The organism is Rhodopila globiformis (assembly GCF_002937115.1).
Lineage (GTDB): Bacteria > Pseudomonadota > Alphaproteobacteria > Acetobacterales > Acetobacteraceae > Rhodopila > Rhodopila globiformis.
The window spans coordinates 45,361-62,124 of sequence record NZ_NHRY01000219.1; the positions used below are offsets into that span (position 1 = coordinate 45,361).

The window sequence follows — 16,764 nt, forward strand, 5'->3', positions numbered from 1 at the left end:
ATGGATCTGAAAACCGCATTGATTGTCGGTGTTGGCCCGGGGCTGAGCGCCTCGCTGGCGCGGCTGTTCGCGAAGCACGGGCTGCAGGTGGCGATGGCCGCCCGCAACCCGGACAAGCTGGCGAAGCTGGCCGAGGAAACCGCCGGCACCACCTTCGCCTGCGAGGCGACCGAACCTGAAGAGGTCGCCGCCCTGTTCGACGTGGTTCTCGCCACCCAGGGCGTGCCCGACATCGTCGTCTACAACGCCAGCGCGCGCGCCCACGGCCCGGTGACCGGGATCGATCCGTCCCAGGTGGCGCGGGCGATCGCGGTCAGCGCCTATGGCGGGTTCCTGGTGGCGCAGCAGGCGGCGCGGCACATGGTGTCACGCGGCTCCGGCGTGATCCTGCTGACCGGGGCCTCGGCCAGCGTGAAGGGCTATCCGAACTCCTCGGCATTCGCGATGGGCAAGTTCGCGTTGCGCGGCCTGGCCTCGGCCCTGGCGCGGGAGCTGGCGCCGCAGGGGGTGCACGTGGCGCATTTCGTCATCGACGGCTCGATCCGCAGCGCGACCCGGCCCGATCCGCAGGACAGCCCCGACAGCACGCTGGACCCGGACGCGATCGCCGAGACCTATTGGCAGGTGGCGAACCAGCCACGCAGCGCCTGGACGTGGGAGGTGGAACTGCGGCCCTGGGTGGAGAAGTTCTAGCGGCCTGCCGGCATGGCCTGGCTGAACGTCTTTCAGCCGATGGCGCCGGCCAGCCGGGCGGCGGTCGCCTCCGCTTCCTCTGCCGCGATATTGGCGAACCCCAGCAGCAGGCCGTGCCCGCAGTCATGCGCCAGGGCCAGCGGCGACAGGGCCGATGGCGCCAGTCCGGCGGCGGCCGCGCGCCGGACCAGTTCGGTGTCGTCGGCCGCGCCGGGGAACCGCGCCAGCAGGTGCAGCCCGCCGGCCGCCGGCTCCAACCGGATGCGTTCGCCGAACACCGTCTGCAGCGCCGCCGCCAGGGCCCGCCGCCGATCGGCGTAGAGGTGGCGCATCCGGCGGATGTGGCGGGTGAAATGGCCCTTGCGCATGAAGGCGGCGGCGACCGTCTGCTCCAGCGCCGGCAGCGCCAGGGAGGTCAGCCGGGCGGCACGCAGGAACGCCGCCGCCAGTTCCGCCGGCACCACCAGGTAGCCGAGGCGCAGCGCCGGGAACAGCGTCTTGCTGAAACTGCCCGCGTACAGCACCCGCTCGCCGCGATCCAGGCTCTTCAGCGACGGCAGCGGGCGCCCGCTGTAGCGGAACTCGCTGTCATAGTCGTCTTCCAGGATCCATGACCCGGCCTCCGCCGCCCAGGCCAGCAGTTCCAGCCGCCGCGGCAGGGACATCGCCACGCCGGTCGGGCAGTGATGCGTCGGCGTGACGACGGCCAGCTTCGCCCGCGGCGCGGCGGCGACGCCCGCGGCCACCCGCAGCCCGTCCTGGTCCACCCGCACCGGCACCACCCGCGCGCCGGCGGTCTCCAGCGCCTGGCGGCACAGGTGGTAGCCCGGGTCCTCGAGCCAGACCGGATCGCCGGCGCGGACCAGGACGTGACGCACCAGCGTCAGCGCCCCCTGGTAGCCCGCGGTGACCAACACCTGCCCGGGCGCGCAGGCGATGCCGCGGGCGGCGCCGAGATAGGACGCCACAGCCTGCCGCAGCGCCAGCACCCCAGCGGTCTCGGATCCCGCGAGATCGGCGGCCTGAAACCCTCGAACGGCGTGTGTTGTCAGGTTGGACCACAGTCTTTGCGGGAATGCGTCCAGCGCCGGCAATCCCACGCGGAACGGCAGCGGCGGCGTTGCATCGCTGGCGGGTATGGCGCCGAACATGAACGGCGTGTGGCCCACCGGCCCCGGCCGGGCGCCCACCGCGCCGGAAACGACCGTGCCGATCGAGCCGCGCGTCAGGACCGCGCCTTCGCCGGCCAGCGCCGCATAGGCGGCATCCACCGTGCCGCGCGCGACCGAAAGCCGCGCCGCCAGGGCCCGCGTGGAGGGCAACCGCGCCCCGGGCGCGATCTCGCCGGCGGCAATGGCAGACCGCACCCGCGCCGCGATCTGCAGGAAGATTGGTTCGGAACCGGCGGGATCGAGGGTGAAGTCCAGCATCTTGGCCCAGTCAGTTCGCCTGGTTTTGGCACGGATTGCTATGCCACCAAAGGCGCTTGCAGGCGAGTCTGAAACGAAGGCGGCTGTTCCAGCGCCGGCGCCATACGCCCGGGTTCACCGTGCCCCACCCGGCACCTGAAACGCATCACCTGGCACGAATTCTGCTTGCTGATCGGCCCCCACGGCAGCCGTCACAACAGGGCAGTCCGCACCGGCGATTTCCGGCCGCGTCGCGACGGCCTGCTACTGACAATGTTATTTGCAACGATTCTGATCCGCGCACTACGCATGAATATCGATACTATTCCCCCTTGTTCAGAAAGCACCCGGCTTGATCGTCAATGCCAATGATGTCCCGCGTGGCATCACTCTGGAAACTGACATCTGCATTATTGGTGCGGGGCCGGCCGGAATCAGCCTGGCGCGGGAATTCGACGGCCAGCCGTTCCGCGTGGTCCTGCTCGAAGCCGGCAAGCTCAGGCGCGACCGGGCCGCCCAGGCGCTTTACAAGGGCGACAACGTCGGGCTCCACTACGAGGATCTGGACCAGGCGCGATCCCGCTATTTCGGCGGCAGCTCGAACTGCTGGGGCGGGTTCTGCCGTCCGCTCGACCCGCAGGACTTCGAGTCGCGGGACTGGGTGCCGAACAGCGGCTGGCCGATCGGCCGGGCCGAGTTGATGCCGTACTATCGGCAGGCGCATGCGCTGCTGCAGCTCGGGCCGTTCGAATACGACGCGACCCGGTGGGAGAACTGGATCGGCCGGCCGGATGCGCGTCTTGCGCCGCTGCCGGGCGACCGGGCGATGAATCTCATCTGCCAGCTCAGCCCGCCAACGCGATTCGGGCGCCACTACCGCGCCGATATGATGCATTCAAGAAATATCGTTACCTACCTGAACGCCAACGTCACCGAAATCGAGGCGCCCGGCAGCGGCGCCCGGGTGTCCGCGGTGCGGGTCCGGACCCTGGCCGGAGTCACGTTCAAGGTGACCGCCCGCACCTACGTGCTGGCCGTCGGCGGGATCGAGACGCCGCGCCTGCTGCTGGCGTCGAACCGCTACCAGCGGGCCGGCATCGGCAACCAGAACGATCTGGTCGGTCGTTACTTCATGGACCACCCCCGGTTGCGCAGCGGCACGATTCGATTCCGCAACCCGGCCGCCAACAGCACGATCTACGACCTGCATGTGACCCTGCCGGGCGGGGTTATGTCCCAGGGCGTCAAGATCGCCGGCTATTTCGGCCTGACCGCCGATGTCCAGCGCGCCGAACGCCTTGGCAATACACGGTGCTATACGGTCTCGCGCTACGTCGGCGACGATCCCGCCAGCTACGTCGCGGTCAGCCATATCCGCCAGTTCCTGCACGGGGCCGGCTCGTTGCGGGAGCGGTCCCGGGCGGACCTCGTCAACATTGCCAAACAGTTGCCGAGTGTGGCGGTGCTGGCGGCCGGACTCAAGTTCCGGTTGCCGTTCCTCGCGCGCGGCTTCTCACTGGAAACCGTGGTGGAACCGACGCCGCTGCCGGACAGCCGGGTCACGCTGGGCCACGGCCGCGACCGGCTGGGGATGCCGCGCGTGAAGGTCGAATGGCGGCTGGGCGAGATGGAGAAGCGCACCATCCGGCGCACGCAGGAAATCCTGGACGACGACCTGCGGCACACCGACGCCGGATCCGTCACGGTCGAGGCGCCGGCCGACGACGAGCCCTGGCCCGATACGCTGCGTGGCTGCTGGCATCACATGGGCACCGCGCGCATGGCCGACGATCCGCGGCGCGGCGTGGTGGATCGGCATTGCCGCGTGCATGGGATCGAGAACCTCTACATCGCGGGCAGCTCGGTGTTCCCGACCTGCGGCGCCGACATGCCGACAATCACCATCGTGGCGCTGGCGCTGCGGCTGGCGAACCACATCAAGGCGTCGTATCTTGCGCGCATAATTCCGGAAGTCGGCATCGGGAGAAATACCGACCTCGTTGACGCCGACTGATCCCGGCCGTCCTGCCGACCGAAAACGGCCGATGGCTGAGGAAGCTGGCGTGGCCCGGCGATATTGGCCTGCGCACAGCGCCAGCACCACGCCTGATCCGTTGTTCCGATACCTACGGCGCCTCGCCCGGCATCGGCCCGGCCTGCCCCGGACCTTGCTCCGGCTGCGGGCGCAGGTTGGCCAGCCGCAGCACCACCCCGTCGGCGCTGGTCCGGCTTGGGGTCCGCTCCACCGTCATCGCCCAGTCGCGTCCGGCCGCTTCCAGTTCCTCCTGCACCTTCGCGCCCTTCAGCAGCAGGCAGGTGCCATCCGCGGCCAGCAGGCGCGCCACCATCGGCAACAGCCGGGGCAAGGGGGCGAGCGCTCGGACAGTCACCAGGGGGGCCGGCGGCACCGCGGCCTGCTCGATCCGGCAACAGTGCACGCTGGCCGGCGCCTGTGTCTCCAGCACCGCGGTGCGCAGGAACGAGGCCTTGCGGCGGTCGGACTCGATCAGGTCGAACGGCACCCCGGTGGCGATCGCCAGCACAAGGCCGGGGAAACCACCGCCGGAGCCCAGGTCGATCCCGCGCGCCACGCCGGGCGGCATCAGCGGCACCAGTTGCAGCGAGTCCGCAATATGCCGCTCCCACAGGACATCAACGTCGCGGGGGGCGATCAGGTTGAGCGTGCTGTTCCAGCGCCGCAGCAGGGCGGTGAAGGCCTGCAGCCGCGCCTCGGCATCGGTGAGGGTCACGGCGTCAGCACCTCCACGGAGTTGGCCAACCGGCGGCACCAGCGCCGCGATGGCGGAAAATGGGTGAGGTCCGTCGCCCCCTCGTCATAGCCGGGCGTGTCCCTACCGGATGCACAGATTCCGGAAACGATCCGCTGCAGCCGTGGCTCAATACCGTCATGGCCGGTGCTGGTTTCACCGACCGCAATCAAGCGAACACGGTGTTCGCTTGATTGCGGTGGCAGACCCGCCCCCGCCCCATCCCGGTCGGCACGACGCCCCACGCCAGATGTGCGCGCGGGGGGCACGCCACCGCGACGCGGCCCGGCGGTTGTTTCCGAGATGCGTGCATGCCGTAGGGCGTGTCCCGGCCATCCGCGCTTCGACGGTTGGGGATAGATGGCCGGGACAAGCCCGGCCATGACGATAGAGAGACGACCTGGCTCCGCCCTGCCACTGGCGCCTGTGGGACCGCATTTTCATAGGAGGTGGGCGACAGCGCCGGGAGTCGCCGCAGGCGCCGGTTTCCAGGCCGCGCTCGATCGCTTCGACCAGGCCGCGCAAGTGGCGGACGCGGGCGAGGCGCTTCTGCTTTCGCGGATCGTGTGCATCATGGCATAGGGGGGTATCCTACCTCCTGGCGCAATGCAATCCGCGCGCCGGTGATGGCAGGAGGGAGAAGCCCCTGTTCCGCTGGCCCCTGTGCCTGGTCGCGACAGGGCGAAATGCCGGATGGAGCGCGAACCACCGCCCCGTGCAGCCGATGCGCGGCCCGTCTGCTGCCGCGCCTGGCCGATCGTACGGCGGCTTTTGTCACTTTTGGGCAACAGGCCGGCCGCTGCACACAGGCGCCAATAATTTTTCCGCGGCGTTAACCACGCATTAAGACTTGGCTGGCATGTTCGATGCGACCGGAAATCCGGTGCTGTCATCGCAACCCTAAAACAGGGTTCTCCGCTGTGCGTCTGCTTGCCGGGCTTGTCTGTTGGTGCCTTCTGGCCGCTGGCTGTGCTCCCGGGCACGATCTGCCCGATCTTCCGGCTGCGGCGCCGCAGGCCTACCACCTGGGCCCGGGCGACGTGGTGCGCGTGATCACCTTCGGTGAGGACGCCACCACCGGCGAGTTCCGGATCAACGACAGCGGCGCCCTGGCGCTGCCGCTGATCGGCGACGTCCACGCCACCGGGCTAACGACCGACGCGCTCGCCGCCCGCATCGGCGAGGCGTTGCAGCACGACAACCTGCTGAAGGCTCCCTCGGTGGTCGCGGAAGTCGTGTCGTACCGGCCGATCTTCGTGCTGGGAGAGGTCAGCAAGCCCGGGCAGTACGCCTACCAACCCGGCATGACGGTGGTGACGGCGGTGGCCGTTGCCGGCGGCTTCACCTATCGGGCCGTCCAGGACTATGCTTCGGTGGTGCGGACCCTTGACGGCGTGGCCGTCGAGGGCAAGGCAACCCGGCAGACCTTCCTCCAGCCGGGTGACGTGGTCACTGTTTTCGAGCGCTGGTTTTGACGTTTTCCCGAGCTGTCGCCGCCCTGATGATCAGCCTGATGGCAGGGGCGGCCGCGCCGGCGCCCGGCCCTCTGCATATCATCGGCGGCCCGAAAACCGGCGGCTGCATCGCCGGCGCCGTCAGCCTGCCGCCGGATGGCCCGGGCTTCGAGACCATCCATCTCGACCGCAGCGCCTTCTGGGGCGCGCCGCAGACCATCGCCCGCTTGCAGCTGTTCGGCCGCGAGGCGCAGGCGGCCGGCCTGCCGCCGCTGCTGATCGAGGACATTTCCCGCGCCCGGGGCGGCCCGATGCCGGGCGGCCATGTCAGCCACCAGATCGGCCTGGATGCCGACGTCGGCCTGGACATGCGGCCGCGCCCGCCGCTGACGGAGGCGCAACGGAACACGGTCGAACTCGACAGCCTTGTGCGCGCCGACGGCCGCGGGGTGCAGCCGGCCCTGTGGTCGCCGCGGGTCGTCACGCTGCTGCATCTGGCGGCCAGCCTGCCGGGGGTGGACCGGATACTGGTGAACCCGACGATCAAGCAGCAGTTGTGCCGGGAGGTGACCGGCGACCGCGCGTGGCTGCGGCTGATCCGGCCGTGGTACGGCCACGCCGCGCACATGCATATCCGCTTCCGCTGCCCGGCGGGGCAGGTGGATTGCGTCCAGGCCGCGCCGCCGCCGCAGGGCGATGGCTGCGACGCGACGCTGCAATGGTGGTTCGACCAGTTGGATGCGCCGGTGCGCCCGTCGGTGCCACACCGGCCGCCGCCCCCTCCGGCGGCGTGCAAGGCGATTCTCGCGAGCGGGTAGGCAGGGCGTTGCGCACCGCCGGCACTGGCTGCATCAACGGACGAAACGGCAGGATCACTGGCAGCAGCGTGAGCCGCCGGGTTTAGGCAATCGGCGTCGCCACCACGTGCTGCTGATAGCCAGGCCGCCGGCACAGGCGGTCGTACCAGGCCCGCAGCGCCGGCAGGTCCGGCCGGCTCAGCCCCTGGTAGTCCATCCGGAACCAGCGATGCGCGTGCACGCCCCACGGGATGTCGCACAGCGTGAGATCAGGCCCGGCGATGTAGTCGTGCCGGCCTAGCGCGGCCTCGACGATGCGCCATGCTTTCGCGGTTTCCTCGATGGCCGCGGCAATCGCCGTCAGGTCCCGGCGCTCGGCCGGCGTGCGTACCAGGCCCCGGAAGACCTGGCCCATGGGCGGGTTCAGCACGGTCTGCTGCGCGTCCATCCAGCGATCGACGTTAGCCCGGGCGCGCGGGTCCGCCGGCCAGAGCGGCGAGGCTCCGCGATCGGCATGGGCGAGGTAGCGCAGGATGGCGTTGCTTTCCCACAGGCTGAACGCGCCTTCCTGCAGCGTCGGCACCAGCCCGGTCGGGTTCATGGCGCGGTATTCCGGGGTGTCGGTGCGGCCGAAGGCGCCACCGGCGTCGATCCGCTCGAACGGCAGGTTCAGCTCGGCCAGGCCCCAGAGCACCTTCATGACGTTGCTGGACGTCGCGCGGCCCCAGACGATGCGGTTCGGGCTGTCAGGCATGGTCACCTCCCTTCTGCTCGTGGCGTTCATCATTGGCGTCGGCAAGTGGGGCGCGCAATTGCTCGATCAAAGCCGGCAATGCCGTCTGGACCGTGGTCCGGACAACGTTCAGATCAATGTCAAAATAGCCATGAGCGATCCGGTTGCGCATTCCGCGCATGTGGCGCCAAGGCACTGTCGCATGCAGATCAGCGAGATCGGGATAGCGGTCCATGACCTTGGTTGCCGCCTCTCCGATGACGACAAGGCTCATGACAACCGCATTCTGGGTACGCCGATCGGCCAGGAAATCGGCCTTGTTCATGCCCTTGACGAAGCCGATTGCGTCGTTTGCCGCTGTCCGGACGTGACGGACGTAGCCAGCGAACTCGTTCATAGCGGAACAGCCTCTGCCAGAACCCGGCTTCGGATTTTGGGCGGCAGGTCGCCCGGCGTCAGCAGGTCGACGGACACGCCGAGCAGATCTTCCAGCTCCTCGAGCAGGCCCCCGAGGTCGAACAGCATCGCGCCCGGCAATGCATCCACCAGCAGATCCAGATCGCTCGCCTTGGTATCGGTGCCGTGCAGCACGGAGCCGAAGATGCGCGGATTCGCGACAGGAAAGCGCTCCATCAGGTCACGCACAGCCGATCGGCGGAGGGTCAGGGCGGCGGAAGGCTTCACCAGTGTTGTCCGGCGGTTCTTGTTGCGGCCGTTGCAATCCTAATCGGCCTGTCGCGAACGGACAACTTGCAGAAGGCCGAGCGGCGGGGCAAACGGAACGCCATGCCCAAGCCCATCCCAAACAGCCTGCCGCCGCAGACCCTGGCCATCCTGTTCGCCCTGGCGGCGGCAGCGGCGCTTGCGGTGGCGCATGCGGCCGAAATCTGGGGCAGTTTCGTGCCATGCGCGCTGTGCCTGGTGGAACGCTGGCCCTACCGCGCGATCATCGTCCTGAGCCTGGCCGCCGCCATCGTGCCGCGCCGCCTGGCGCGGCCGCTGCTGGTGGTGGCGATCCTGTGCGGCCTGGCCGAGGCGGCGATCGCCGCCGTGCACGTCGGCGTCGAATGGAGATGGTGGCCGAGCCCGCTGCCCGAATGCGCCGCGCCGCATTTCACCGGCGGCACCATCGCCGAACGCCTGGCCCACATGCCGACGCGGCCCTTCAAGCCGTGCGACGAGCCGACCTTCCTTATTCCTGGCGTGCCGCTGTCGGTCGCAGCGCTGAACGTGCTGTTCGCCCTGGCGGTTTCGGCCGGCGTCGCCATCTTCCTCGGGCGCAGGAGATCTGACGGACAATGACCGACAACACGACGACATGGCCCGGTGACCTGACGCCGGAGGCACGGTCCGAGCGGATGATCCGGGTGGATCATGCCGGCGAATACGGCGCGGCCCGCATCTATGCCGGGCAGCTTGCCGTGCTGGGCCGCGGCGACAAGGGGGACCTGCTGCGGCAGATGGAGGCGCAGGAACACGAACACCTGCGCACCTTCAACACCCTGGTCACCCGGCGCCGCGTGCGCCCGACGCTGATGCTGCCATTCTGGCACGTGGCCGGATTCGCCCTGGGCGCCGTCACCGCGGCGCTGGGCGAGAAGGCGGCGATGGCCTGCACCGTCGCGGTCGAGGAAGCCATCGACGCGCATTACGCCGGCCAGATCGGCACCATCGATCCCGCCGAGGGGGACCTGCGCACGACCCTGGAAAAATTCCGCGCCGACGAGCTGGAGCATCGCGACATCGGCCTGGCCCACGGTGCCGAGCAGGCGCCGGGCTACCGGCTGCTGTCCGGGCTGATCAAGGCCGGATGCCGGGCGGCGATTGCCATCAGCGAGCGAATTTAATCCACATGGACAAATCTTCCTGATCTCGCCACAATTCCGGCGCGGTTTGAACGCGATAGAATGGCAATCATGCGATCATGTCGATCGTGATGCTTAACCCATGTGGCGGTCTCTCATGTTAGCCAGTCTCGCGTGGACCCTGCCGGCGCGTGCCCAACCCGCCATTGCACCGGGGCTGCTGGACTATGCGGGCACGGCGCTGGCACACCTGATCGAACGCACGCGCGGGCAGGCGATCGCCGACGGCGTGCGGCCGATGCCGGCCGGCGTCTATCGCGCCCTGCTGGGGTATTTTCCGCCGGCGCTGCTGCAACGGGTGCGGTTCGCCGTCGGCGGCACGCGGCGGCTGTCGCTGCCGATGCTGGCGTTCTCCTACGGCGACGCCAAGGCGATCACGCTCGGCGACGTCATCCTGTTCAAGAACGAGCAACTGGCCGAGACCAACCTGAAGCTCTGGGCGCATGAGCTGACGCATGTGATGCAGTACCAGCGCTGGGGCATCGCGGGCTTCGCCGAACGCTATGTCCGCGACAGCGGCGGGGTGGAGCGCGAGGCCATCGACAACGCCGCCCGCTTTGCCGCCTGGCTGCCGCGCCGGGGTGCCGGCGGGGCCGCCTGATCGTCCGAAAGCCGCCTTATTCCATGCCGGTTCGCATCCCGACGCCGGGTGCAACCCACCGCTCCCTGATGCGTTAAACCATTGCGATCCACGTGGTCGCCTGACACATCAGGAGCAGACAATGGACAAGGATCGGGTCGAAGGCATCGGTCACCAAGCCAAGGGCAGCATCAAGGAAGCGGCCGGCAAGGTGACCGGCGACAAAGAGACTCAGGCTGAGGGCGCGGCCGAGAAGGCCGCCGGCAAGGTGCAGAACTCCGTTGGCGGCGCCAAGGATGCCGCCCGGGACTGGGCCGACAAGAAGTGAGATGATGCGGGGAGCGCGAAAGCGCTCCCCGTTTTTATAGGCGGATGGCGCCTCAGCTGCCGCCCAGGAACCGCGCCAGCGCCGGCACTTCCTTCATGCGCGCCAGGTCCGCCTCGCTCGGCAGTTGCGGCCGATCGCGCAGGACGTTGACCATGCAGAGGAAGCCGAGCGGCTCGTTGGCCGTGGCGCGGAACTGGTGCCAGGTCCAGGACGGGATCGAAACCAGGTCGAGCGGCTTGACCGCCTGGACCGTCTCGCCCAGAAGGCATTCGCCATGGCCGCGCAAGATCATGACCGCGTGGGCGTGCTCGTGCCGCTCCAGGGTGGAGTAGCCGCCGGGGTTCATTTCGAAATAGCGCAGTTCGCAGCCGAGGCTGTCCTCGTGGAACAGCACCTGGCGGGAGATGTCCCTGAACGGCGCGCTTCCGTCCTGCTTATACGGCATGTGCGCCACCGCGTCCCAGCGGAAGCTGTCTCTGGCGGCGCGGAAAAGTGGCGGCTGTTCACTGTCCATCGGCTCGGTCCTGGCTTGGGGTATGGTTGGCCACGGCGCGGGTAAATCGTTCAGTTTCCTTGACAATCCGGTCGCGCGCCAGCAGCAGGCTGCCGCCGATGAGCAACATCGTGTCGGCGCCGTAGAAATCAAGAATTTCCCCGACCCGCTCCAGCGCGATGCCGCCGGCCGGCACCGGCAGGGCGGGCTTCATGCCGTCGTCGCCGCGGCGGGCGTTGCCGGCCAGGCGGCGGCAGGTTTCCTGCGAATAGCCGAAGCGGCCGCCATGGGTCGGGAAGATCACGGCATCGGCGCCGAGCAGGCGGAACAGGCCGCCAATCAGCAATGCCGGCGCGATGCGGGCGGCGCCGCCCAGGCTGGGATGGGCGAAGAAGGCCATGTCCGGGAAGCTGCGGACCAGGGCCTGCATCGCCGGGAAGCCGCAGATCATCGGCGCGAGCATGACGCAGTCGATGCCTTCCTCCCGCGCCAGCGCCGCCTGCGCGCGCATCTGGTCCAGGTTGCCGGTCAGGCTGGGGACATAGCGAGTCGGGTGGCCGGTGGCGCGGGCGCCGCGGGCCACGCCGGCGGCGCAGGCGCGAAGCCGATCGGCGAAGCGGGAATAATCCTGGTCGGCCAGACCGTGGTCGTCCTTGATGAAGTCCAGGCCGCCGCGGGCCAGGCGCTCGGCCAGGAGAGCCAACCGCTCGCTCGGCAAGCCCTGGGGCTTCAGCGCGGAGGCGGTCAGGGCGCGGCCGTGCAGGCGCAGGCGGTGCCGCAATCCGGCGATGCCGTGCCTGGGGCCGCCGAACAGGTCGACCAGGGTGTCCGGCACGGCGACGTCGTGGAGCACCACGTCCTCGTGCAGCGAGGTGTTACCGAACAGCATGTTGAGGAATTGCCCGGCGTCGCGGCCGACGGTGGCGGTGGCCAGGCCGACGCGGACGTCGAACAGGCCGTCGCCGAGGCCGGTGACGCCGTCAACCGTGCCGACGATGCCGGACAACACGGTTTCGTCGTCGATGGCGGCCAGCGGCATTTCGACGCTCTGCTCGACGGCGATGGCCCGGGCGCGGGCGTCGATGTCCGCGGCGGTGCTGCGCACGCGATAGGTGACGGTGAAGCGGCCGGTCATGCGGTAGGCTCCGGAAGGGCGGCGAGGGCGCCGGATTCGCCAGGAATGGCGGGGGAAGATCGATGGCCGTCGGGCGGCGGCTGATGCGGTGGATGTCGCCCTGGAAGTGTCTGGCCCGCGGGTCTGCAGGCAGGACGGACCCGTGCCTGATGGTGCCGCCGGAGGCGCCGATGATCGCGACGGCATGCGGGTGGGACAGCGTGTGCTTTGGGGGCGTCCCTGGCGGGATGGGTGACCATCAAATCGAACGGCGGCGGCGTTGGTTGAATGTCCAGTGTTGCGCCCGGGTGACCGCGATGTCCAGGCAGCGGCGACGCCAGCGACGCCTGCGTCTTGCCTCATTCAGGAATGCTCCCGAAAACGTCGAGCATCGCCTTCCCGGGACGCTGCCCTGCACGGCGCCGTGTGGAACCGCGGGTTCGGAAATCCTCTTGCAGAACGATGACTTGCGCTCAGTAGGCCGCAGTTGCCTACGCCAAAAGCGCGGAAGAACCCCGGATTGTCGCGCTACACCTGTTGCAGATTTCAACGACCCACAGTGTGGCACATCGACGCCGTTGGGGCCGTCCACCCCATCTGTTTGACTGAATTCCTCTTTCGGAAGCGGTCGATGCTTCGAGCGCCGACGGCCTGGACCGGCTGTGCCGGCGGTTTGATCGACCCTGCGCCACCGCCGGCGGGCGCGCGGCCTGCGTGGCGACCAGCACCGTCGGGCCCTGCGGCGCCAGGCATCGCCGCTTGCCCGGACCAGGGAACGGGCCTCGCACAACGGCAACAAACCGCACCAGCCCGCACGACGCCCCCTTGATCCTCAGCGGCCCTCCAAATCCCTCCGTTCGTCTCTGTGCGAACGAGAATACGCCATCAACCACGCTGTCCCCGCCGGGGAGGCACCATCCCGGATCACGGCCGAGCCGGAACAACAGACCCCCGACCCAATCATTCACGAACACCACGACGCGGTGCCCGCTTCCGGCCAGACCGCAAGCTGGTCCTGCGCGCCTTCCAGGTACCACCCGCCGGCGTTGGCGTTGTTCGTCTGCAACGCGGCCTTCAGGTCGTCGATCGTCAGGTCATAGGCGATCAGCCGGTTCGGATTCACCCGGACCTGGTACTGGCGCACGTGGCCGCCGATGCTCATGACATCGGTCACCCCCGGCACGGTGCGAAGCTGGAACTTGATCTGCCAGTCGTTGAGCGCCCGCAGGTCCATCAGGTCCATGGTCGGGCTGGTCAGCACATACTTGTAGATCTGCCCAAGCCCCGTGGTGATCGGCCCGAGTTCGGGATTGCCTCAGGTCTCCCCTCATATTGGAGCGTTTTGCAAATCAGTTGGTACAGCCGACTCTGCCCCTATATAGGGGACGAAGGTGTCCATGCCCGGAACCTGTTCAACAGATTTGCGCAGACGTGTTCTCGCGGCGGTGGAGGCCGGCGAGATGCCGGGTACGGTGGCGGCGCGGTTCATGGTGGGGCGCACGACGGTGTATCGTTGGGCCGCAGAGGCACGCGACGAGGGACGGCGCGCGCCCAGGCCAGCGAGTGGCGGAGCAGAAACGACCGGACGTTGCCCGGGCGCGGCTGCGATGGCGGACTGACGCGGTTGCCGGGGTTGGTGGGATTGCGCCGAAGCGCTTGATATTTATAGATGAATGTGGCGTGCAGACCAACATGGCTCGCCTGTATGGCCGCAGCCGATGGGGTCAGCGGGCGTACAGCACCGTGCCCTTCGGACATCGGAAACGACTGACCGTCCTCGGCGCTCTGGGAACGGACGGCTTGATTGCGAGCATGAGCGTGGAGGTCGCGACCAACGGCACCATCTTCGCTGCCTTCCTGGAGCAGGTGCTGCTGCCGGAACTGCGTCGCCGTAAGCCGGATGCTGTGTTGGTGATGGACAACCTGCGCCCGCACAAGACGGCTGAGGTGCGAGCCGTGCTCGACCGTTCTGGTTTCCCTTACCGCTATCTGCCGCAGTACAGTCCGGATCTGGATCCGATGGAACCGGCCTGGGCCAAGGTCAAATCAGAACTGCGCCGCGTCGGCGCGCGCACCGTCGATGCATTACAGGAGGCAATTGGTCCCGCGCTCGGGAGCATCACGCCCCGGGACGCCGTCGGCTTTTTCCGTCATTGCGGGTACATCTGTCCCGACTGATCTGCAAAACGCTCTGGCTCGGACAAGCTGAAACGAAAAGACCGATATGTTGACGCGTTGCAGGGCACGGCGCGATGTAGACGCCTGTTGTTACTTGGGATGACAAGCAACGAAGCTGGGCAGACCAAGCATAGTTGGCCATGTCTAATTTAGATCGCAACAAAAAATGAGGGGAGACCTGAGCGGGATTGCCCAGGCCGTTCGGTATCCGTTGCCGAGCGATCTGCAATCGTTCCAGCACGAGCTGCCGGGCGAAGTAGGTGTCGCCCCGCCACCGCGCGCCGGAGCGCGTCCATCTGCCCGGCCGACATCAGCGGCCCGGGCACCAGCAGGGACGAGGTTGCCTGCGGCGGCAACGCGGCGAGGGCGTCGAGATAGGCCGCCATCATGGCGTGGCCGTCGCCGCCGCCGCCGACGGTGACCAGCACGCGCAACCCGGGCGCGTCGTGCAGGCCGGGCCAGGGCTGGTCCACCGCCGCCGCGGCCGGCCGGCCGACATAGCCGACGTACCGCAGCTTCGCGGCGACGACGGGGCTGTCGATGATGTCGCGCAGGCCCAGTACGACACGGGTGTTCGGCATTTCCTGCCGTACCATGGCCAGCATCGGCAGCAGTTCGTTCTTCATGCCGGCGGGCGCATGGTCGACCAGGATGAGAAGCTGTTTGTAGACGTCAGGCGCATGGTTGCTCGATGACAAGGCGCCTCATGCGCCGAGAGAGGATGGAGATGAACGCGATAGCAATGAAAGCGATGAGGTGTTCCTTCGAGCGCTCGAAGATGATGTTCAACCGCCGGTAGCGGCTGAACCAGGCAAATGATCGCTCAACCACCCAGCAGATGCCGGCCGGCACGAACCGTCCGTTGCGGCCGCGGGCAATGGCCTTGACGCTGATGCCGAGGGCCTGACCGGCCTCGGCCAGCCGCTCGCCCTGGTAGCCGAGATCGCCGAGCGCCGCTCCGTTGAAGCCACCCGCGGCGAGCGTGCGCAGAACCGGCACGATCCCTTTGGTGTCATGGCGGTTCGCCGGCGAGACATCGATCGCCAGCGGGATGCCGTACTTGTCGACCGCAACGTGGATCTTGACGCCCCGGATCTTCTTGCCGCCATCGACACCGCGGTCAAAGCAGCTCGGTGCCGAGCGACAGGATCGACTGTCGATCACCACAGCACTTGGCTCCGGCGCATCACCGCAAGCAAGACGCCTGCGGCGGCGCAGCCGGCCGAGCAAGCGGCGCCAGAGGCCAAGCCGGGTCCAGCGCGCGAACAGCCCGTACAGCGTGCCGAAGGGGATTTCGCACAGCTGACCGATCGCCCGCCACTACATGCCGCAGAAGCAGACGCACCAGATCGCCATGACCGCCTTGCGCAACGTCGCTCCGGCCAGAGGCGGCCTGGGTCCCGATCGCATGGGCCGGCTGCCGTCCTTGGCCATGGACTCGAGTTCCTCCAGCACTTGATCGACGAAGGCATCGACATCGGCAAACGCATCCCACGGGCCAGGAGAGGTCTTGGCAGGACGGACGGCAGTTCCCATAGTCGGGCCTCGATGCTGGTGCGAACGATGATCAGCTCCGATTGTCGCCTCTCCGGGTATCGCCTGCAATTCGCCAGAAAGTTGGAATCGTCATCGCACCAACTGGCTCATGCTCCCTACAAATAGATTCTCAAACCCCGCCGCTGCCTCGGCCCGCCCGGGTCGATCGTGCCGCTCGCTGCAAACGCCATCCCACTGGACCGGGACTGGACGCCCTTTGCCTTTCGGCCGGCCAGGATCCGCGCGGGCCGCGGGCCTCGGCATGGCGCCGCGCGGCCGGTTGGCGATACCCGGACCGATGCCGGCGCCGTTTCATGCGGCAACAAAATGATCACCAACCCTAGGGGGCATTTCGTTGCCAACCGCTATATTTAGTTGTCGATGCGCACGGTTATCCACATGATTTTGTGGACCCGCGATGAATTCCCGTTGACCGCGCCGCGGCCACGGGATAGGTGCAGACTGTGACACAATCCGAGACTCGCCCGCTGATCCGTCTCCGTGGCCGCTCCATCATGGCCCTGGTTCTGGCGCCGGAGGCGCCATTGAACGACTGGCTGGCTGCGCTGGATGCGCAAATGGAACGGTCTCCCAATTTCTTCGATTCGCGCCCCGTCGTGGTCGACCTGGGGGCCATCCCGCACGAGCAGCGCGGCGTGGCGGAGTTCCTGCAACTGCTGGAAAGCCGGGGCATCCGCATCATCGGCACCGAGGGCGCCCACCCGTCCTGGCCCGGCATCGAGGCCTGGGGCCGCCCGCTGCCGGCGTCCACCCGGCCCGGCCGCCCGATCGAGGCGCCGGAAGCCCACCCCAGCC

20 protein-coding genes and 2 pseudogenes are annotated in these 16,764 nt (G+C 68.2%); 11 read left to right on the top strand and 11 right to left on the bottom strand.

Annotated elements, in window-relative coordinates:
- Nucleotides 1–693, top strand: coding sequence for an SDR family NAD(P)-dependent oxidoreductase (locus tag CCS01_RS20765; protein ID WP_104520672.1), 693 nt, complete (start codon nucleotides 1–3; stop codon nucleotides 691–693).
- Nucleotides 694–725: 32 nt separating this feature from the next.
- On the opposite strand, the gene pdxR is transcribed toward CCS01_RS20765, so the two are convergent.
- Nucleotides 726–2,123 (bottom strand): MocR-like pyridoxine biosynthesis transcription factor PdxR, encoded by a 1,398-nt coding sequence (gene pdxR, locus CCS01_RS20770; protein ID WP_104520673.1) that lies wholly within the window; start codon nucleotides 2,121–2,123, stop codon nucleotides 726–728.
- A gap of 331 nt (nucleotides 2,124–2,454) precedes the next feature.
- Here pdxR and CCS01_RS20775 point away from each other — a divergent pair, with 331 nt between their 5' ends.
- Nucleotides 2,455–4,116: a GMC oxidoreductase gene (locus tag CCS01_RS20775; protein WP_104520674.1), complete on the top strand. Its 1,662-nt coding sequence runs from the start codon at nucleotides 2,455–2,457 to the stop codon at nucleotides 4,114–4,116.
- A 112-nt stretch (nucleotides 4,117–4,228) separates the two neighbouring features.
- Here the strand turns inward: CCS01_RS20775 and rsmG are convergent, their stop codons facing one another.
- Nucleotides 4,229–4,852 (bottom strand): 16S rRNA (guanine(527)-N(7))-methyltransferase RsmG, encoded by a 624-nt coding sequence (rsmG, locus tag CCS01_RS20780; RefSeq protein WP_104520675.1) that lies wholly within the window; start codon nucleotides 4,850–4,852, stop codon nucleotides 4,229–4,231.
- A gap of 938 nt (nucleotides 4,853–5,790) precedes the next feature.
- Here rsmG and CCS01_RS20785 point away from each other — a divergent pair.
- Complete coding sequence (locus tag CCS01_RS20785) at nucleotides 5,791–6,345, top strand: polysaccharide biosynthesis/export family protein (protein WP_239992333.1); 555 nt, start codon at nucleotides 5,791–5,793, stop codon at nucleotides 6,343–6,345.
- Nucleotides 6,346–6,383: 38 nt separating this feature from the next.
- Entirely contained in the window at nucleotides 6,384–7,142 is a 759-nt protein-coding gene (locus CCS01_RS20790; protein WP_158258516.1) for a penicillin-insensitive murein endopeptidase, read from the top strand.
- Nucleotides 7,143–7,224: 82 nt separating this feature from the next.
- On the opposite strand, the gene CCS01_RS20795 is transcribed toward CCS01_RS20790, so the two are convergent.
- Genes CCS01_RS20795 through CCS01_RS20805 form a run of 3 tightly spaced genes read right to left on the bottom strand, consistent with a single transcriptional unit; the run spans nucleotide 7,225 to nucleotide 8,538 of the window.
- On the bottom strand, nucleotides 7,225–7,875 hold the full coding sequence (locus tag CCS01_RS20795) for a glutathione S-transferase family protein (protein ID WP_104520678.1): 651 nt from the start codon (nucleotides 7,873–7,875) through the stop codon (nucleotides 7,225–7,227).
- Entirely contained in the window at nucleotides 7,868–8,251 is a 384-nt protein-coding gene (locus tag CCS01_RS20800) for a HepT-like ribonuclease domain-containing protein (protein WP_104520679.1), read from the bottom strand. The genes CCS01_RS20795 and CCS01_RS20800 overlap by 8 nt, the downstream gene beginning before the upstream one ends.
- Nucleotides 8,248–8,538, bottom strand: coding sequence for a nucleotidyltransferase family protein (locus tag CCS01_RS20805; protein WP_104520680.1), 291 nt, complete (start codon nucleotides 8,536–8,538; stop codon nucleotides 8,248–8,250). Before CCS01_RS20805 ends, CCS01_RS20800 begins: the two co-directional genes overlap by 4 nt.
- 102 nt (nucleotides 8,539–8,640) lie before the next feature.
- On the opposite strand from CCS01_RS20805, the gene CCS01_RS20810 reads away from it, so the two are divergent.
- From CCS01_RS20810 to CCS01_RS20825, 4 genes are all read left to right on the top strand, one after another.
- Nucleotides 8,641–9,156, top strand: a complete 516-nt coding sequence (locus CCS01_RS20810; RefSeq protein WP_104520699.1) for a disulfide bond formation protein B — start codon at nucleotides 8,641–8,643, stop codon at nucleotides 9,154–9,156.
- Nucleotides 9,153–9,701, top strand: a complete 549-nt coding sequence (locus CCS01_RS20815) for a demethoxyubiquinone hydroxylase family protein (protein ID WP_104520681.1) — start codon at nucleotides 9,153–9,155, stop codon at nucleotides 9,699–9,701. Before CCS01_RS20810 ends, CCS01_RS20815 begins: the two co-directional genes overlap by 4 nt.
- A 115-nt stretch (nucleotides 9,702–9,816) precedes the next feature.
- The gene (locus CCS01_RS20820; RefSeq protein WP_158258517.1) at nucleotides 9,817–10,320 is read left to right on the top strand and encodes an eCIS core domain-containing protein; all 504 of its coding nucleotides are present in this window, start codon (nucleotides 9,817–9,819) and stop codon (nucleotides 10,318–10,320) included.
- 121 nt (nucleotides 10,321–10,441) lie between these two features.
- Nucleotides 10,442–10,627: a CsbD family protein gene (locus CCS01_RS20825; RefSeq protein ID WP_104520683.1), complete on the top strand. Its 186-nt coding sequence runs from the start codon at nucleotides 10,442–10,444 to the stop codon at nucleotides 10,625–10,627.
- 52 nt (nucleotides 10,628–10,679) lie between these two features.
- On the opposite strand, the gene CCS01_RS20830 is transcribed toward CCS01_RS20825, so the two are convergent.
- The 3 genes and pseudogenes from CCS01_RS20830 to CCS01_RS20840 all read right to left on the bottom strand — a co-directional run.
- Nucleotides 10,680–11,141: a cupin domain-containing protein gene (locus CCS01_RS20830; RefSeq protein ID WP_104520684.1), complete on the bottom strand. Its 462-nt coding sequence runs from the start codon at nucleotides 11,139–11,141 to the stop codon at nucleotides 10,680–10,682.
- Nucleotides 11,131–12,255, bottom strand: coding sequence for a RuBisCO large subunit C-terminal-like domain-containing protein (locus CCS01_RS20835; RefSeq protein ID WP_104520685.1), 1,125 nt, complete (start codon nucleotides 12,253–12,255; stop codon nucleotides 11,131–11,133). Before CCS01_RS20835 ends, CCS01_RS20830 begins: the two co-directional genes overlap by 11 nt.
- 943 nt (nucleotides 12,256–13,198) lie before the next feature.
- Nucleotides 13,199–13,534: pseudogene (locus CCS01_RS20840) on the bottom strand (efflux RND transporter permease subunit); the annotation flags it as partial.
- A gap of 97 nt (nucleotides 13,535–13,631) precedes the next feature.
- Here CCS01_RS20840 and CCS01_RS36185 point away from each other — a divergent pair.
- Together CCS01_RS36185 and CCS01_RS33885 are read left to right on the top strand one after the other, a co-directional pair.
- A complete protein-coding gene (locus CCS01_RS36185) occupies nucleotides 13,632–13,853 on the top strand; it encodes an IS630 transposase-related protein (RefSeq protein ID WP_104520687.1) in 222 nt (73 codons plus the stop codon).
- Nucleotides 13,798–14,412: an IS630 family transposase gene (locus CCS01_RS33885; RefSeq protein ID WP_275112941.1), complete on the top strand. Its 615-nt coding sequence runs from the start codon at nucleotides 13,798–13,800 to the stop codon at nucleotides 14,410–14,412. The genes CCS01_RS36185 and CCS01_RS33885 overlap by 56 nt, the downstream gene beginning before the upstream one ends.
- Before the next feature lie 149 nt (nucleotides 14,413–14,561).
- Here the strand turns inward: CCS01_RS33885 and CCS01_RS20855 are convergent, their stop codons facing one another.
- The 3 genes from CCS01_RS20855 to CCS01_RS20865 are packed head-to-tail and all read right to left on the bottom strand — an operon-like array spanning nucleotide 14,562 to nucleotide 15,948.
- Nucleotides 14,562–15,110, bottom strand: coding sequence for a hypothetical protein (locus CCS01_RS20855; protein ID WP_104520689.1), 549 nt, complete (start codon nucleotides 15,108–15,110; stop codon nucleotides 14,562–14,564).
- Nucleotides 15,085–15,723 (bottom strand): IS5 family transposase, encoded by a 639-nt coding sequence (locus tag CCS01_RS20860; protein WP_104520690.1) that lies wholly within the window; start codon nucleotides 15,721–15,723, stop codon nucleotides 15,085–15,087. Before CCS01_RS20860 ends, CCS01_RS20855 begins: the two co-directional genes overlap by 26 nt.
- A 9-nt stretch (nucleotides 15,724–15,732) precedes the next feature.
- On the bottom strand, nucleotides 15,733–15,948 hold the full coding sequence (locus CCS01_RS20865; RefSeq protein WP_104520691.1) for a hypothetical protein: 216 nt from the start codon (nucleotides 15,946–15,948) through the stop codon (nucleotides 15,733–15,735).
- Between the two features lie 515 nt (nucleotides 15,949–16,463).
- Between CCS01_RS20865 and CCS01_RS20870 the strand changes: the two are divergent.
- A pseudogene (locus CCS01_RS20870) lies at nucleotides 16,464–16,764 on the top strand (septum site-determining protein MinC); the annotation flags it as partial.

What these genes read in the sequence shown, in the direction of transcription:
- CCS01_RS20865 (WP_104520691.1), bottom strand. Translation starts at nt 15,948, where the DNA reads ATGGGAACTGCCGTCCGTCCTGCCAAGACCTCTCCTGGCCCGTGGGAT.
- CCS01_RS20830 (WP_104520684.1), bottom strand. Translation starts at nt 11,141, where the DNA reads ATGGACAGTGAACAGCCGCCACTTTTCCGCGCCGCCAGAGACAGCTTC.
- CCS01_RS20795 (WP_104520678.1), bottom strand. Translation starts at nt 7,875, where the DNA reads ATGCCTGACAGCCCGAACCGCATCGTCTGGGGCCGCGCGACGTCCAGC.
- CCS01_RS20810 (WP_104520699.1), top strand. Translation starts at nt 8,641, where the DNA reads ATGCCCAAGCCCATCCCAAACAGCCTGCCGCCGCAGACCCTGGCCATC.
- CCS01_RS36185 (WP_104520687.1), top strand. Translation starts at nt 13,632, where the DNA reads ATGCCCGGAACCTGTTCAACAGATTTGCGCAGACGTGTTCTCGCGGCG.
- pdxR (WP_104520673.1), bottom strand. Translation starts at nt 2,123, where the DNA reads ATGCTGGACTTCACCCTCGATCCCGCCGGTTCCGAACCAATCTTCCTG.
- CCS01_RS20825 (WP_104520683.1), top strand. Translation starts at nt 10,442, where the DNA reads ATGGACAAGGATCGGGTCGAAGGCATCGGTCACCAAGCCAAGGGCAGC.
- CCS01_RS20790 (WP_158258516.1), top strand. Translation starts at nt 6,384, where the DNA reads ATGGCAGGGGCGGCCGCGCCGGCGCCCGGCCCTCTGCATATCATCGGC.
- CCS01_RS20835 (WP_104520685.1), bottom strand. Translation starts at nt 12,255, where the DNA reads ATGACCGGCCGCTTCACCGTCACCTATCGCGTGCGCAGCACCGCCGCG.
- CCS01_RS20820 (WP_158258517.1), top strand. Translation starts at nt 9,817, where the DNA reads ATGTTAGCCAGTCTCGCGTGGACCCTGCCGGCGCGTGCCCAACCCGCC.
- CCS01_RS20800 (WP_104520679.1), bottom strand. Translation starts at nt 8,251, where the DNA reads ATGAACGAGTTCGCTGGCTACGTCCGTCACGTCCGGACAGCGGCAAAC.
- CCS01_RS20765 (WP_104520672.1), top strand. Translation starts at nt 1, where the DNA reads ATGGATCTGAAAACCGCATTGATTGTCGGTGTTGGCCCGGGGCTGAGC.
- CCS01_RS20815 (WP_104520681.1), top strand. Translation starts at nt 9,153, where the DNA reads ATGACCGACAACACGACGACATGGCCCGGTGACCTGACGCCGGAGGCA.